Here is a 14780-nt window from a genome sequence, read left to right as displayed (position 1 = left end):
CCTATGACTTCCCCCACCCAACCCCCTGTCGAAGCGGCCGACTTCGTCGATTCGGCCACCGCCGACGGCGCTGAAAAAGCCGAGATCCCGGCGTTCAAGTTCCCCTTCAAACCGGGTGAACTGGCAGGCGCCAAGAATGCCAGCCAGCCCTGGTATAAAGGCGGCGCCAAAAACGGCCATACCAAGACGCCAGGCATGGCGCCCCCGGGCACCCGCCGTTCGATGGGTAAACGTTAAGGCTAAGGTTATGCCTGCGTTATAGGCACTTGCCTACGTTGCCTGTCGTTATTTCTACTTGTAGGTTCGCGGTCGATTCTTGAAAGCTTGCACAGCGTTTGCTTCGTCCCGATAACGCCTATCGGGACGCTGTGAGTCAGCTTTCCGGAATAGGACGTTCTCGTGGCCCTGATACACCTCTGTGCCGTGCTTGCCCTCTTGCTCTCGACGCTTGCCGTTGCTGGCGACATTCAACCGCGGCGCGAGATCCGCTTTGCCGTGGCCGCGCATTTTCCCCCGTTTCAAAGCCGTAACCCGCAAGGGCAACTGGTGGGGCTGAATATCGAACTGGGCAACGCTTTGTGTGTACAGCTCAACGTCCGCTGTATCTGGGTTGACCAAGTCGTCATGGAAAATTTTCCGGCCCTCGAAGCCAGGCAGTTTGATGCGATCATGGGCATGGCACCGACATGTCGACGCCGACAGCGGGTGAGTTTTACCGATGACCTCTACCCGATCAGCACCCGCCTGGTGGGCCGCAAAACTTCGGGTTTGACCCCTGATCGGCGCTCGCTCAAGGGCAAACGCGTGGGTGTACTGGTCAGGAGTAATCGTGAAGCCTTTGCGCTCTCGCAGTGGGCGCCGGCCGGGGTGATCATCAGAAGTTTCTGGCTTAACGACCAACTGGTTCAGAGCCTGGTGGCAGGTGATATCGATGCGACCCTGCAAGGTGCCGTGGAGATCCGTGAGGCACTGCTCGACAGGGCCGACGGCCTGGACTTCGGTTTCCTTGGGCCTGTGGTGTCATCGAGCCTGTTGGGCAGCAGCGTGGCGATCGCGGTGCGCAAACCCGATACCGCACTGCGCAATGAGCTGAACCATGCGCTTGAACAACTGATGCAAAACGGCGAGTACCAACGCATCCTCCAGCCCTATCGTCTGGATGTAGCGCCTTCCAGGTCGTGATGGCTGTGGATCCCCTGCGTGGGCGCACCATTAGCCTCCTCAGCGGTCAGGCCGCCCGCAACGAGATAAACGCATAGTTGGCCGGGACTTGGGTGGCAATCTGCGCCCCGGCGTCCAGCAGTTGTTCGGCGATGTCCATGCCGGACACATGGAACACCCATTCATTGGCCACGTTCGGCTGGACTGCCGCCTGCTCAATAGCCTGGGCAAATGCCTGCATATCCGGCAGGTAGGCGGTAAAACCGTCGCCCTTGAGTGCTGTGGTATGAATGCCGAGCAACGCACATACCGCCTCCTTGGTCTGCACGTCATCACGGTCGGCCTGGCGCGAGCGGCGGATCAGCTCAGCAAGCTCCTTGTCCATCAACTCGCCACCGACGATCAATGCCGGGCCCTGCTCCCAGGATTCTGGCGGGCAATCCTTGGCACTCGGGTTCAGCGGAATGTGCGGGTTGATCTCCATCGGATAGATTCGGCATACCAGCGGGCGCCGTTCATAGATGCGGCAAAGGTTGTCTTCGTCAAGATTCCGGCAGCGCCCGGCGTTATAGGCGGCAAAGGTAATTGCCACAAACGCCTCGGTAGTGCCGCTGGGCACGATCACCGAGCGGCGTTCGGCGTGTTCACGTTGTTGCAGGGGCAGGCCCAGGCCGTTGCCCAGGAAACCCTCGACCAGGACGATGACGTTACCGCCGTCCGCCGCCCAACTGCGGGCTTCTTCAAGGGTCAGGGGGACGTGATGGTCGCTGCAGCATTTGCCGCAACCTACGCAAGAAAATTGAGTGTTCATGGCGGATCTGTCACCAGGCTAGGTCAGAGGGCACGCTTGAGGGGTGACGGGTTTTTACCTCTATTCACCGCTCGGCACTCTGGAAGCAAGTTATGCGCCAGTGATTGTCAGTCTTTGGGCACTATGTCGCGCAGCACAAATCTCATACCGGCGCTTTCATACAGATGCCGGGCACGCAGGTTGCTCTCCAGCACCTTGAGATCCACATAGGGTTCGCCGCGCTGCTTGAACACCTGGAAGCTGTGCAGCAACAAGGCGCGGCCCAGCCCCTGGCCCTGGGCGCAAGGGTGTACCGCGAGGTTCTTGATGAAGGCGCTGGTCCAGCACTGGGCGACACCGAGAATGCCGTCGCCGTTGATGGCGACCAGGCACAACGTCGGGTCGCACTCGGCATCGGTCACGAACTGTCGGCGCCATTCATCCAGGCTGGCGACACGGCCGCCGCCCTGATCCTGGGTCAGGCGCAACACGGCATGGATCGCCGGGGCCAACTCATCACGGTAATGATCCAGCCGGGTATTCGCCGGCCACTGCGGGGCGGGCAGGCTGCCCGTGAGGTCGCGGCGCAGCAGCTGGAAATACTCGGCCACCGCTTACAGGCCCTTTTGCGCCACGGTTTGCGCGGCGATGACCAGGTACTTGGTCAACTCCGGCGAGGAGAATTTGGTGAGCACTGCATCGGCACCGGCCAGACGGGCTTTTTCGCTGTTCATCGCGCTGTCCAGGGAGGTGTGCAACAGCACGTAGAGGTCCTTGAAGTCCGGAGTTTCGCGCAGGGTGCGGGTGAGGGCGTAGCCGTCCATCTCGGACATTTCGATGTCCGACACCACCACATTGATCTGCTCGCCCGTGCCTTGCAGCTCCAGCAACACGTCAATGGCTTCCTTGGCACTGCGCGCGGTATGGCAGGTCAGGCCAAGGTTGCGCAGGGTGTGTACCGACTGCTGTAAGGCCACCTGGCTGTCGTCCACCACCAGGATGCGGGCGTTGCCCAGCACTTCGGCTTCTTCCATGGTCAGGTCGGTCGGCGCCGTTTCAATCGGTGCCGGGGCGATGCCGTGGATGACTTTTTCGATATCCAGCACCTGCACCAGGCCACCTTCCACCTGGGTTACCCCGGTGATAAACGCCCGATTGCCACCGGAGCCGTAGGGGGGTGGGCGGATGTCGGTGGTCAGGCAATGCACAATCTTGCTCACCGCCTGCACATGCAAGCCCTGCTTGGAACGGCTGACATCGGTGACGATCAGGCAGCCTCCGTCCGGGTCTTGCAAGGGCATTTCACCGAGGGCGCGGCTCAGGTCGATCACCGACAGCGAAGCGCCGCGCAAGGTGGCGATGCCTTTGACGTGCGGGTGGGACTCCGGCAGTTTGGTCAGCGGCGGGCAGGGGATGATCTCACTGACTTTCAACAGGTTGATGGCCATCAGCTTGCCGCTGCGCAAGGTAAAGAGCAGAAGCGAGAGCGAGTCTGCGCGGGCTTTGGTGGTGGACATAAAAACCTTCTGTGGATCAGGGATGACGATCTATACACCGTTATCGACCCTGGCCCCGAAAACTGTAGGAGCGAGCTTGCTCGCGAAGAACTTGAAAGCGCCGCGTTAAAACAGATTTTTCGCGTTATCGTTGACGTCTTTCGCGAGCAAGCTCGCTCCTACAGTGGGGCGGGGTATCAGCCCTTCCAGACCTGTGGGTTCACCAGATCCTGGGGGCGCTGGCCCAGCAGGGCGCTGCGCAGGTTGTCCAATGCGCGGTTGGCCATGGCTTCGCGGGTTTCACCGGTGGCCGAACCGATGTGCGGCAGGGTGACCGCATTGCTCAGTTGGAACAGCGGCGATTCGGCCAGCGGTTCCTTTTCATACACATCCAGCCCCGCACCGCGAATGCGCTGGCTTTGCAGGGCTTCGACCAGTGCCGGCTCATCCACCACCGGCCCGCGGGAGATATTGATCAGGATTGCGCTGGGTTTCATCAGCGCAAGCTCGCGGGTGCTGATCAGGTGATGGGTCTTGTCGCTCAGTGGTACCACCAGGCAAACGAAATCCGCCTCGGCCAGCAGTTGATCCAGGCTACGCAACTGCGCGCCCAGCTCTTGCTCCAGCGCGGTCTTGCGGCTGTTGCCGCTGTAGAGGATCGGCATATTGAAGCCCAGGCGCCCGCGCCGGGCCACGGCTGCGCCGATGTTGCCCATGCCGACGATGCCCAGGGTTTTGCCGTGTACATCGCAGCCAAACAATGGCGCGCCGACGCTGGCTTTCCATTGACCGGCCTTGGTCCAGGCGTCCAGCTCGGCCACCCGGCGGGCGCTGCTCATCAGCAGGGCGAAGGCCAGGTCGGCGGTGCTTTCGGTGAGCACATCAGGGGTATTGGTGAGCATGATCCCGCGCTCGTTGAAGTACGGCACGTCGTAGTTGTCGTAGCCCACCGACACACTGGACACCACTTCCAGCTTGCTCGCGCCTTCAAGCTGCTCACGGCCCAGCTTGCGACCCACACCGATCAAACCATGGACGTGGGGCAGGGCTTCGTTGAACTGCGCGTTGATGTCACCCAGCTTGGGGTTGGGCACGATCACCTCGAAATCCTGTTGCAGGCGTTCGATCATGGGCGCGGTGATGCGGCTGAAGGCCAGGACAGTCTTTTTCATTGCAGGCGGACTCGTCGACTACGGAAGAATGCCAAGCACGCTAACATTCCTGGTTAGGGTTGTCAGGCTGACATGTCCAATCAGAACTTTGCAGGTTTTTAACCTGTCAGCTGGCGCTTCATTAGTTTTAATGCATGTCAACTGTGAAGGTTACGAGCTGTTCGAACACTACACGAACGCCTATTTTCGCCTTTTGAGGCAGGTGTTGAGGCCTTTGAACAGGAGATAACCCTTATGTATATCAATGAAGAAATTGCTCGCATCAGAAAATTGCTGGCCACTGGTAAGGCGAACGATGAGATTGACACGAACTTGCCCAAAGCCCCCACGATCGATTTGATCGTCAACGGCGAGTTGCACGTCGACCGTGTGCCTGATACCGGGCTGGAGGTCGGGGTGGATTACGACACTATGCAGGTGGGGCAGAACATCGATGTGTATCTGTTCGGCAACAGGCCCGGGCCGGGCGACCATAACGTTTGCTTCACCGTGCAGGAGGTGAAGCCTCACACCGTTCTCTTCCCCAAAGCGTATGTTGAACAACTGTATAAAGACGAACTGGGTTTGTGTGTTTACTTCATTGATGGCGCACAAACCTCTAGCTGGACCACCTTCACCGTCAAGTGACACGCCATATCAATGCCTGCCGACCCTTTCAGGACGGTGCACGGCAGGCACGGCTCAATTGCTCAAGCGAGCACCACCCAAACCACCGCTCAACTCATACGCCACCAATTCTGCCTGGTGCGCCGCCAGAATCTCCGGCAACGAACCGCGCAGGTACTCGACCCAGGTCTTGATCTTCGCATCCAGGTATTGGCGCGAAGGGTAGATGGCGTACAGGTTCAATTCCTGGGAACGGTAGGTCGGCATCACCCGCACCAGTGTGCCGTTGCGCAGCCCTTCAATAGCGGCGTACACCGGCAGTAGGCCAACGCCCATGCCGCTGGTGATCGCGGTTTTCATCGCGTCGGCCGAGTTGACCAGAAACGGCGAGCTGTTGATTGCCACGCTTTCCTGGCCTTCAGGGCCGTTGAAGGTCCATTTATCCAGCTGTACCACCGGGCTGACCAGGCGCAGGCAGGCATGGTTGAGCAAATCCTGGGGCCGTTGTGCGCAACCTTTGGCCTTGACGTAGTCCGGCGAGGCACAGGCAATGCTGTAGGTGATGCCCAGGCGCTGGGACACGAACCCCGAATCCGGCAGTTCACTGGCCAGCACGATGGACACGTCGTAGCCCTCATCGAGCAAGTCCGGCACGCGGTTGGCCAGGGTCAGGTCGAAGGTCACGTCGGGGTGCGTGCGGCGGTAACGGGCAATCGCATCGATGACGAAGTGCTGGCCGATGCCGGTCATGGTGTGCACTTTGAGCTGCCCGGCGGGGCGGGCGTGGGCGTCGCTGGCCTCGGCTTCGGCTTCTTCGACGTAGGCCAGGATCTGCTCACAGCGCAGCAAATAGCGTTTGCCGGCTTCGGTCAGCGCGATGCGTCGGGTGGTGCGGTTGAGCAAGCGGGTTTGCAGGTGGGCCTCAAGGTTGGAGACCGCGCGCGAGACGTTGGCCGTGGTGGTGTCCAGTTGCACGGCGGCGGCGGTGAAGCTGCCGGCTTCGGCCACGCAACTGAAAGCGCGCATGTTTTGCAAAGTGTCCATGGAGTGTTCTCAAGGGAGATGACAAATTGTGACAGAAAGTTACGCCGACCAGTGATCCCTACCAACGGATTATCGCCTGAACGGTAACAAAGATTCACAGGAATGCCAGCTTATCGTCCTCCATGCCGCCGCCTAGAATTGCGCCACCTCTTGCGCAACACCTCTCAGGAATTCGCTTGCCGTGCCGCGTCACATCAGCAGAGAGCTGAAGACTCTCATCAATAGAGAGCTGAAGGCTCTCTGTGTTTGCGCCTTATCGTTAGCCATCGGCGGTTGCATCGGAACCGGAGGAATTGCTCCCCAAGGCCAGGCCCTCAACGCCAATACCCTGGCCACCGATGAAGCCATTCAAGACGCCGCTCAGGATGCCCATTGGCCCACCGCTCAATGGTGGCAAGCCTACGGCGACCCGCAGCTTAACCGTTGGGTCGCGCTGGCGACCCAGAACAGCCCCAGCCTGGCCATGGCTGCTGCACGCGTGCGACAAGCCCGAGCGCTGGCCGGGGTGGCTGAATCAGCCGAGTCATTGCAGATCAACAGTGACACTACTCTCAAGCGCCACAACTGGCCGAAAGATCAGTTCTATGGACCCGGTGAATTGAGCGGCGCCAATACCTGGGACAACAACTCGTCTCTGGGCCTGAGTTACGCCCTCGACCTGTGGGGCCGTGAAAGCAACAGCACTGAACGCGCCGTTGACCTGGCGCACATGAGCGCCGCCGAAGCGCGTCAGGCCCAGCTCGAATTGCAGAACAACGTGGTGCGCGCCTATATCCAGCTGTCGTTGCATTACGCCAACCGCGATATCGTCGCCGCCACCCTGGCCCAGCAACAGCAGATTCTCGACCTGGCCAACAAACGCCTGAACGCCGGGATCGGCACCCATTTTGACGTCAGCCAGGCCGAAACCCCGCTGCCGGAAACCCATCGCCAACTGGATGCCCTGGATGAGGAAATCGCCCTGAGCCGGAACCAGCTGGCGGCCCTGGCCGGCAAAGGACCGGGGGAGGGCGCACAGTTGCAACGTCCGACCCTGGCTCTCGCCGCGCCATTGAAACTGCCCTCACGTTTGCCAGCGCAACTGCTCGGCCAACGCCCGGATGTGGTCGCCAGCCGCTGGCAAGTGGCGGCCCAGGCCCGTGGCATCGATGTGGCCCACGCCGGTTTCTACCCCAACGTCGATCTGGTCGGCAGCCTCGGCTACATGGCCACGGGCGGCGGTATGCTGGAATTCCTGGCCGGCAAGAAATTCAACTACAACGTCGGTCCGGCGATCACCTTGCCGATCTTTGACGGCGGCCGCCTGCGTTCTCAATTAGGCGAGGCCAGTGCCGGCTATGACATCGCGGTCGCCCAGTACAACCAGACGCTGGTCAATGCGCTCAAGGGCATCAGCGACCAGTTGATCCGCCGCGAGTCCATGGACAAGCAGTCGGCCTTCGCCGCGCAGTCGGTGGCCTCGGCGCAGAAGACGTACGACATCGCCATGATCGCCTACCAGCGTGGCCTAACCGATTACCTCAATGTGCTCAACGCCCAGACCCTGCTGTTCCGTCAGCAACAGGTCGCGCAACAGGTGCAGGCGGCGCGTCTGAGTGCCCATGCCGAACTGGTGACGGCGTTGGGTGGCGGCCTCGGTGCCGGCAACGATGTGCCCCTGGATACCAAGACCCTCCCGAGCAAGACCCCGGCGGCGCTTGCCGTGTTCGACCACTGAGTAGGATTTGATGACTCCCTTGCCTGCACCGCTGCGCTGGTTGCATTCCCTTGAATGGCGCCGTGGCTTTTTCGACTGGGCACGCAGCGACGGCGTGACCTGGGTGTATATCTTCAAAGTGCTGGCCGCCGCGTTCCTCACGCTGTGGCTGGCGATGCGCCTGGAACTGCCGCAACCGCGCACCGCAATGATCACCGTATTTATTGTGATGCAGCCCCAGAGCGGCCAGGTGTTCGCCAAGAGTTTCTATCGCTTCCTCGGAACCCTGGCAGGCTCGGCGGTGATGGTGCTGCTGATCGCCTTGTTTGCGCAGAACACTGAACTGTTCCTCGGCGCGCTGGCGATCTGGGTAGGTATTTGCACCGCCGGCGCTACGCGCAACCGCAACTTCCGCGCCTATGGGTTTGTGCTTGCCGGCTACACCGCGGCGATGGTCGGCCTGCCGGCCCTGGCGCACCCGGACGGCGCCTTTATGGCGGCGGTGTGGCGGGTGCTGGAAATCTCTCTGGGGATTCTGTGCTCGACAGTGGTCAGCGCCGCCATCTTGCCGCAGACCTCCAGCGCCGCCATGCGTAACGCGTTGTACCAGCGCTTCGGCGTGTTCGCGCTGTTCGTCACCGACGGCCTGCGCGGGCGCAGCCAGCGGGAAGGGTTCGAGGCCAGCAACGTGCGCTTTATCGCCGAAGCCGTGGGCCTGGAAGGGTTGCGCAGCGTCACCGTGTTCGAAGACCCGCACATGCGTCGGCGCAACGGGCGGCTCAGTCGCCTCAACAGCGAATTCATGAGCATCACCACGCGCTTCAACGCCCTGCACCAGTTGCTTGAACGACTGCGCGCCGACGCGGCCGATCATGTGGTCGCAGCGATCAAACCCGGGCTGCAGGACCTGGCCGAAGTGCTCGACGGCTTCTCGGGTCGTGCTCTCACCAGCCCCGATGCGGCACGCCTGGCCAGCCAACTGAGCGCCTACAAGGACGGTTTGCCTGCCAAGGTGCGCAGCCTGCGCACCAGCTTTCAGGAGGGTGACCCTACCGAAGCCGAGCAATTGGATTTTCATACGGCCTACGAGCTGCTGTACCGCTTCGTCGACGACCTGCACAACTACGCACAAACCCACGCCTCACTGGCTGACCACCGCCATGCACGCGAAGACTGGCACGAAGCCTATACGCCCAAAACCAACTGGCTGGCCTGCGCCGCCGCCGGGGTGCGCGCCTCGTTTATCCTGATTGTGCTGGGCAGTTACTGGGTGGCCACCGCCTGGCCCAGCGGCGCTACCATGACCTTGATCGCGGCGGCGACGGTGGGCCTGTCTGCCGCTACGCCCAACCCCAAGCGCATGGCGTTTCAAATGGCTTGCGGCACGCTGATCGGTGCTTTGGTCGGCTTTGTCGAAATGTTCTTCGTGTTCCCCTGGATCGATGGCTTCCCGTTGCTGTGCGTGATGCTCGCACCGGTGATCATCTTCGGTGCCTTTCTTTCTTCACGCCCGCAATACGCCGGTGTGGGCGTGGGGCTGTTGATTTTCTTCAGCACCGGTTCGGTGCCGGACAACCTCACGGTCTACAACCCCTACACCTTTATTAACGACTACATCGCCATGGTTATCGGCATGTTGGTGTGCGCGGCAGCGGGGGCGATCATCCTGCCGCCCAACAGCCGCTGGCTGTGGCGCCGCCTGGAGCAGGACCTGCGTGAGCAGGTGGTGTATGCCATCAGCGGCAAGCTCAAGGGCCTGGCGTCGAGCTTTGAAAGCCGCACCCGCGACCTGTTGCACCAGGCTTATGGCCTCGCGGCCGGCCAGCCCCAGGTGCAACGTGATCTGCTGCGCTGGATGTTCGTGGTGCTGGAAGTCGGCCACGCCATCATCGAATTGCGCAAGGAGCAGGCGATCCTGCCAGTGCATCCGGCCTATGCCGAGTCTCAACCCTGGCGCCAGGCGATCCGCGTGATGGGCCGTTCGCTGGTGCGGTTGTTTCTGCAACCGAGCGCCAGCAATCTGGAGCGTGGCTTGGTTGCTGTCGACCATGCGATCAGCCGTGTGCAGGCCACCGACGAACCCTTCGCCCCGCACTTCGACACCTCGGCCCTGCGCCGGGTGAAGAGCTACCTGCACTTTATTCGCACCTCGCTGCTCGACCCGCAATCGCCCCTGGCCGCCCTCAAAGGAGCCCCGAATGCCTCGTGAAATTGCATTTCACGGCATCTATATGCCGACCATGACCCTGATGTTTTTGATTGCCGCGGGGCTGGCCTGGGCGATTGATCGCTTCCTGGCCGGGTTCGACCTGTACCGGTTTTTCTGGCACCCGGCGCTGCTGCGTCTGAGCCTGTTCGCTTGCCTGTTCGGCGCCCTGGCGCTGAGCGTCTACCGTTGAGAATGCCCCGATGAAAAAGTTTTTCAGCCTGCTCGCGACCTTGCTGGTTCTGGCCCTGGCGATCTGGATAGGCCGCACATTGTGGGTGCACTACATGCAAACGCCGTGGACCCGCGACGGTCGCGTACGTGCCGATATCATTAATGTGGCCGCTGACGTTACCGGCGAAGTGGTGGACGTGCCGGTACGCGATAACCAGTTGGTGAAAAAAGGCGACCTGCTGATGCAGATCGATCCTGAGCACTACCGTATCGCGGTCAAGCAGGCGCAATCGTTGGTGGCTTCACGCAAGGCCACCTGGGAAATGCGCAAGCTCAACGCCCATCGCCGCGCCGACCTCGACGCCCTGGTGATCTCCAGGGAAAACCGCGACGACGCCAGCAACATTGCCGACTCGGCCCTGGCCGATTATCAGCACGCCCTGGCGCAACTGGAGGCCGCCGAACTCAACTTGAAACGCACGCGAGTGCTGGCGGCGGTGGACGGTTATGTCACCAACCTCAACGTGCACCGTGGCGACTATGCGCGTATCGGCGAAGCGAAAATGGCCGTGGTGGATATAAACTCGTTCTGGGTGTATGGCTTCTTCGAAGAGACCAAGCTGCCCCACGTCAAGGTCGGGGATGAAGCCGATATGCAATTGATGAGCGGCGAAACCCTCAAGGGCCATGTAGAGAGCATCTCCCGTGGCATCTACGACCGCGACAACCCCGAGAGCCGCGAGCTGATTGCCGATGTGAACCCGACCTTCAACTGGGTGCGCTTGGCCCAGCGTGTGCCGGTGCGCATTCACATTGATGAAGTGCCGGAGGGCGTGTTGTTGGCGGCGGGGATTACTTGCACCGTGATCGTCAACCCAACACAAAACTAAAAAATGTGGGGGGCAAGCCCTAATGCCAGTCAGTTAAGGCTGTTGTAGGAGCGAGCTTGCTCGCGAAAAACTCATAGGCGCCGCGTTCATTCAGGAAGCACGCGTTATCGTTGCGGTTTTTCGCGAGCAAGCTCGCTCCTACAGAGGGCGATGTAAGCCCCCTCACACATTTAGACCGCTTTAAGCCTTGATAAAGGTTTCATGCAAGTGCCGCCACAGCAGCGCGCCACTGGCCTGTTTCTCGAACACCACCGTGGCGCGGCGGTCGGTCTGGGTGCCACTGTCGTCAATCTGATGCTCGCGATACGTGACCGTCGCGCCGCGTGCATGGCGGTCGATGCCGGTCATTTCACTCAGGGTGATTTTCAACCCCGGCCGCATACCGCCCAGGCGCGTGAACAAGGCATTGACCCCGGCCGTGTTGACCCGCGTACCGGTGGCGGGCGCCACCATGCTGAACTCGGGTGAGAAGCGCGCCAGCAAATTTTCCAGCGTGCCCTCAGGCGCAACCCCGGCAAACCATTGTTCGATCTCGACGTGGGTCTGGATCACTTCTTCAAAAAAATCACTGTAGTCAATCATGCTTGGGCTCGCTGCAAGGGTGAAGCAGCGCGCGTACCCTGGAAGCATCCAGGCGCAACACTGCGAAAAGCGGCATCAGGGTCAGAGCTGCCGCTATCGTGAAGGTTATGGTGAAGGAATCCAAGGCCGACAGCACTGCGCTGAGCACGGCGGCGCCCACGCAGAAGCTCACTTGCCGGTTCATGTTCCACAACGCGCTGGCGTGGCCCATACGCTCGGCGGGAATATCCAGAAAGGCCAGGGTTTGCGCGGTGCTGCTGCACAAGCTGCCGCCCAGGCCCATCAGAACGTAGGCCGCAATCATCAGCGCCGGCTCGTTGAGCAGCAGGATACCGCCGCATTGCAGCGCCATGCCGGCCAGCAACAGGGGTTTGGGGCCGCAGCGATTGAAGAGTCGTTTGCTCAGGTAGATTGCCACGGCCGAGGCCAGTGCCCACGGCAACATGAGCGCGCCGGTCTGGGTGGCGTCATACCCCAGGCCACGCACGTAGAGGATGGCGATCAGGCTGGTGCCAATAAATACCCCCGGAATGCACAGGTAGACCAGCATTGCCACGCGCAACATCGGGCTGGCGGCTTGTTTGAATATACCGACCAGGTCTAGAGAGGGACGCACGCTTGCAGGCACATCGGGTTTTATCCACAGCAGCGCCAGCAGCAGGGTCACTAGCGCCAGAGGCAGGTTGGCGTAGAAAATCCAACGCCAGGACAGGCTGTCGACAATCACCCCACCCAACGCCGGGGACAGCGCTGGCACCAGCAACGCCACCGACATCACCCGCGCCGTCAACTGGCTACGCTCGGCAGCCGGAAAGTGTCGGTAAGCCATGGCTTGCCCCACCGGAATCAGCAACCCGCCACCGAGCCCCTGCACAGCGCGCCAGCCAATCAACGCCTCAATGGAGCCAGCCTGGCCGACCATCGCCGATGCGCCGGCAAACAGCAGCAGGCTGGTGGCGATCAGCGTGCGTTCGCCCATGAGCGCCGCCAGCCACACACTTAAAGGAATAATCACCGTCAGCCCAAGCACGTAGGCATTGCTGATCCACGCCAGTTGCGTGACCGAGGCGGTTAGTTCGCGGGCGATGTCCGGATAGGCGACGGTGGCGACAAACATGTTCACCAGGTCCAGGGCAAAGCCCAGTAGAAAGATCCAGGCGATTTTCGAGCGGTAGGTCATGAACGCGATCCTGCGAATGAAGCGTGCAGGGTAGGGCGGGCGCAGGGTTTGAGATACGCCGGTTTGACTGTTAGTTTGTCAAAAATATTTTGACAACGGAGCGCGTGGCCCATGGTGAGTCTGGACCGATTCGACACCTTCAAGGCCGTGGTCGAGGCCGGCTCACTCACTGCCGCCGCGGATCTGCTCGGCCAGACCCGCGCCGTGGTCAGCTTCAACCTCAAACGCCTGGAGGCGGAACTGGGTGTCACCCTGCTCACCCGCAACACTCGGCAATTGGCACTCACCGATGCCGGTGAGCGCTTCTACCTGCGCTGCACGCGTATGCTCGAAGAAGCCCGCCTGGCGGTGGAAGAGGCTCGCTCTGAACATGCCCAGCTCAAGGGCACCCTGCGCATCACCACCACCGTCGAATATGCCCTGGCCGTGGTCGCCCCGGCGGTGGAAGCCTTTCGACGCCTGCACCCGGACCTGAATATTCACTTATCCACATCTTCCACCCACGCCGATTTGATCTCAGAACGTTTTGATGTGGCGATTCGCCTGGGTCGCCTGCTGGACTCCAATCATCGGGCGGTGCAGTTGTCGACGTTCGATGTGTTTGCTGTTGCGGCACCGCAGTTTGCCGAGGTTCAGACCCTGGAAGCGTTGGAGCAGGTCCCCCGACTGGGCCATGGCCGCTTGACCGAGTTGAGCGTGACCGACCCGGCGGGCATTCAACATCAATACCGTGCCGGGCCTGCTGCGTTGGTGGCTGACAGCGCGGCAGTGCTCCAGGCATTTGCCGTGCGCGGCCACGGTGTGGCGATCCTGCCGCAATGGCTGGTGCAGGAAGACCTGGAGGCCGGACGGCTGGTGCGTGTGCTGGCGGATCACCGCTTCGCCCCCCAAGGGGTCTACGCGATGTACCCCGATACCCGGCACCTGCCGCTGAAGGTGCGGGCGTTTATTGATTTTATGAAGGGCTAGAGGCTGCCACTCAAACCAAAGCGCTTCTTCAACACCTTCTCCAACAACCCCTTGGGCAACAGCGCCGCCATCAACGGCAGCGCGCGGCTGCCGTTGCCCGAGCGCAGCAGGCGCGGTGGCTGGGCGTGTTGCACGGCCTTGAGCACATCCGCTGCAAACTCACTGGCTGGGGTGGGATTGTCCTGGGAGGCCTGGCTGCGGGCACGAATGCCTTCGCGCAACGGCCACCAGGGCGACGTTTCGTTGAGCAGCAGTTCGGCCTGGGCACCGGCATTCTTTGCAAAACTGGTATTGATCGCCCCGGGTTGAACCTCCATGACGCGTACGTCAAACGGTGCCAGCTCCATGCGCAGGGCGTCGCTCAAGGCGTGGACAGCGGCTTTGGATGCGCAGTACGCACCGGCGAACGGCGTCACCAATACCCCGGAAACGCTGCCGATATTCACCACAATGCCCTTGCTGCGGCGCAGGGCGGGGAACAGCGCCTGGGTCACGCCGACGATGGAAAACACATTGGTTTGGAACTGGCGCTGCATCGCCTCGGTGCCGCCGTCGAGCAGCGGGCCCATGGCACCGTAGCCGGCGTTGTTGACCAATACATCCAGCTCGCTCAATTGCTCGGCCAGGCGTTGCAAGGCGGCACTGTCATTGACGTCCAACTGCACGGAATTGAAGCCTGCGGCCGCGAGGGCGGCGACGTCATCGGGCTGGCGGGCGCTGGCCCACACGTTGAAGCCTGCGGCCTTGAACGCATCGGCGAGGGCGCGGCCGATGCCGCTGGAACAACCGGTGATCAGTACGTTGGGCATGGATT

The 14780-nt window shown here is 61.4% G+C and carries 16 protein-coding genes; 8 read left to right on the top strand and 8 right to left on the bottom strand.

Translation table 11 applies throughout. The annotated features are described in order from the left end of the window. Positions 1-3 precede the first annotated feature (3 nt). Together JFT63_RS07855 and JFT63_RS07850 are read left to right on the top strand one after the other, a co-directional pair. Positions 4-237 (top strand): hypothetical protein, encoded by a 234-nt coding sequence (locus JFT63_RS07855; protein WP_186563110.1) that lies wholly within the window; start codon positions 4-6, stop codon positions 235-237. A gap of 162 nt (positions 238-399) precedes the next feature. After that, positions 400-1182, top strand: a complete 783-nt coding sequence (locus tag JFT63_RS07850) for a transporter substrate-binding domain-containing protein (protein WP_198843726.1) — start codon at positions 400-402, stop codon at positions 1180-1182. Between the two features lie 46 nt (positions 1183-1228). Here the strand turns inward: JFT63_RS07850 and JFT63_RS07845 are convergent, their stop codons facing one another. The 4 genes from JFT63_RS07845 to JFT63_RS07830 form a co-directional block, all read right to left on the bottom strand. Continuing rightward, complete coding sequence (locus JFT63_RS07845; protein WP_198843725.1) at positions 1229-1972, bottom strand: YkgJ family cysteine cluster protein; 744 nt, start codon at positions 1970-1972, stop codon at positions 1229-1231. Positions 1973-2079: 107 nt separating this feature from the next. Further along, complete coding sequence (locus tag JFT63_RS07840; protein WP_186563104.1) at positions 2080-2562, bottom strand: GNAT family N-acetyltransferase; 483 nt, start codon at positions 2560-2562, stop codon at positions 2080-2082. Between the two features lie 3 nt (positions 2563-2565). Then, complete coding sequence (locus tag JFT63_RS07835; protein WP_057701537.1) at positions 2566-3468, bottom strand: chemotaxis protein CheV; 903 nt, start codon at positions 3466-3468, stop codon at positions 2566-2568. 176 nt (positions 3469-3644) lie between these two features. After that, positions 3645-4619, bottom strand: coding sequence for a 2-hydroxyacid dehydrogenase (locus JFT63_RS07830; RefSeq protein ID WP_057701536.1), 975 nt, complete (start codon positions 4617-4619; stop codon positions 3645-3647). 234 nt (positions 4620-4853) lie between these two features. On the opposite strand from JFT63_RS07830, the gene JFT63_RS07825 reads away from it, so the two are divergent. Further along, the gene (locus JFT63_RS07825; RefSeq protein ID WP_198843724.1) at positions 4854-5246 is read left to right on the top strand and encodes a hypothetical protein; all 393 of its coding nucleotides are present in this window, start codon (positions 4854-4856) and stop codon (positions 5244-5246) included. A gap of 54 nt (positions 5247-5300) precedes the next feature. Here the strand turns inward: JFT63_RS07825 and JFT63_RS07820 are convergent, their stop codons facing one another. Next, positions 5301-6269, bottom strand: coding sequence for a LysR family transcriptional regulator (locus JFT63_RS07820; protein WP_034134550.1), 969 nt, complete (start codon positions 6267-6269; stop codon positions 5301-5303). Between the two features lie 181 nt (positions 6270-6450). Here JFT63_RS07820 and JFT63_RS07815 point away from each other — a divergent pair, with 181 nt between their 5' ends. Genes JFT63_RS07815 through JFT63_RS07800 form a run of 4 tightly spaced genes read left to right on the top strand, consistent with a single transcriptional unit; the run spans position 6451 to position 11235 of the window. Then, the gene (locus tag JFT63_RS07815) at positions 6451-7986 is read left to right on the top strand and encodes an efflux transporter outer membrane subunit (protein ID WP_198706570.1); all 1536 of its coding nucleotides are present in this window, start codon (positions 6451-6453) and stop codon (positions 7984-7986) included. Positions 7987-7996: 10 nt separating this feature from the next. Next, positions 7997-10174: an FUSC family protein gene (locus JFT63_RS07810; RefSeq protein ID WP_198843723.1), complete on the top strand. Its 2178-nt coding sequence runs from the start codon at positions 7997-7999 to the stop codon at positions 10172-10174. Further along, positions 10164-10364 carry a DUF1656 domain-containing protein gene (locus tag JFT63_RS07805; protein WP_005784982.1) on the top strand — a complete coding sequence of 67 codons (201 nt, stop codon included), beginning with the start codon at positions 10164-10166 and terminating at the stop codon, positions 10362-10364. The genes JFT63_RS07810 and JFT63_RS07805 overlap by 11 nt, the downstream gene beginning before the upstream one ends. Positions 10365-10374: 10 nt before the next feature. Beyond that, positions 10375-11235, top strand: coding sequence for an efflux RND transporter periplasmic adaptor subunit (locus JFT63_RS07800; RefSeq protein WP_198843722.1), 861 nt, complete (start codon positions 10375-10377; stop codon positions 11233-11235). 180 nt (positions 11236-11415) lie between these two features. Here JFT63_RS07800 and JFT63_RS07795 read toward each other — a convergent pair whose 3' ends face one another. Together JFT63_RS07795 and JFT63_RS07790 are read right to left on the bottom strand one after the other, a co-directional pair. Beyond that, positions 11416-11817, bottom strand: a complete 402-nt coding sequence (locus JFT63_RS07795) for a hypothetical protein (RefSeq protein WP_034126358.1) — start codon at positions 11815-11817, stop codon at positions 11416-11418. After that, the gene (locus tag JFT63_RS07790; RefSeq protein WP_198843721.1) at positions 11810-12997 is read right to left on the bottom strand and encodes an MFS transporter; all 1188 of its coding nucleotides are present in this window, start codon (positions 12995-12997) and stop codon (positions 11810-11812) included. The genes JFT63_RS07795 and JFT63_RS07790 overlap by 8 nt, the downstream gene beginning before the upstream one ends. 111 nt (positions 12998-13108) lie before the next feature. Here JFT63_RS07790 and JFT63_RS07785 point away from each other — a divergent pair, with 111 nt between their 5' ends. Then, positions 13109-13966, top strand: a complete 858-nt coding sequence (locus JFT63_RS07785) for a LysR family transcriptional regulator (protein ID WP_198843720.1) — start codon at positions 13109-13111, stop codon at positions 13964-13966. On the opposite strand, the gene JFT63_RS07780 is transcribed toward JFT63_RS07785, so the two are convergent. Next, positions 13963-14775 (bottom strand): SDR family oxidoreductase, encoded by an 813-nt coding sequence (locus JFT63_RS07780; RefSeq protein WP_198843719.1) that lies wholly within the window; start codon positions 14773-14775, stop codon positions 13963-13965. The genes JFT63_RS07785 and JFT63_RS07780 overlap by 4 nt on opposite strands. Positions 14776-14780: the final 5 nt, after the last annotated feature.

The sequence above is a fragment of the Pseudomonas sp. MF7453 genome, assembly GCF_016405455.1.
Classification (GTDB): Bacteria; Pseudomonadota; Gammaproteobacteria; order Pseudomonadales; family Pseudomonadaceae; genus Aquipseudomonas; species Aquipseudomonas paralactis.
Note: the sequence above shows the minus strand (reverse complement) of the source record. Positions and strands in the feature narration are given on the sequence as shown.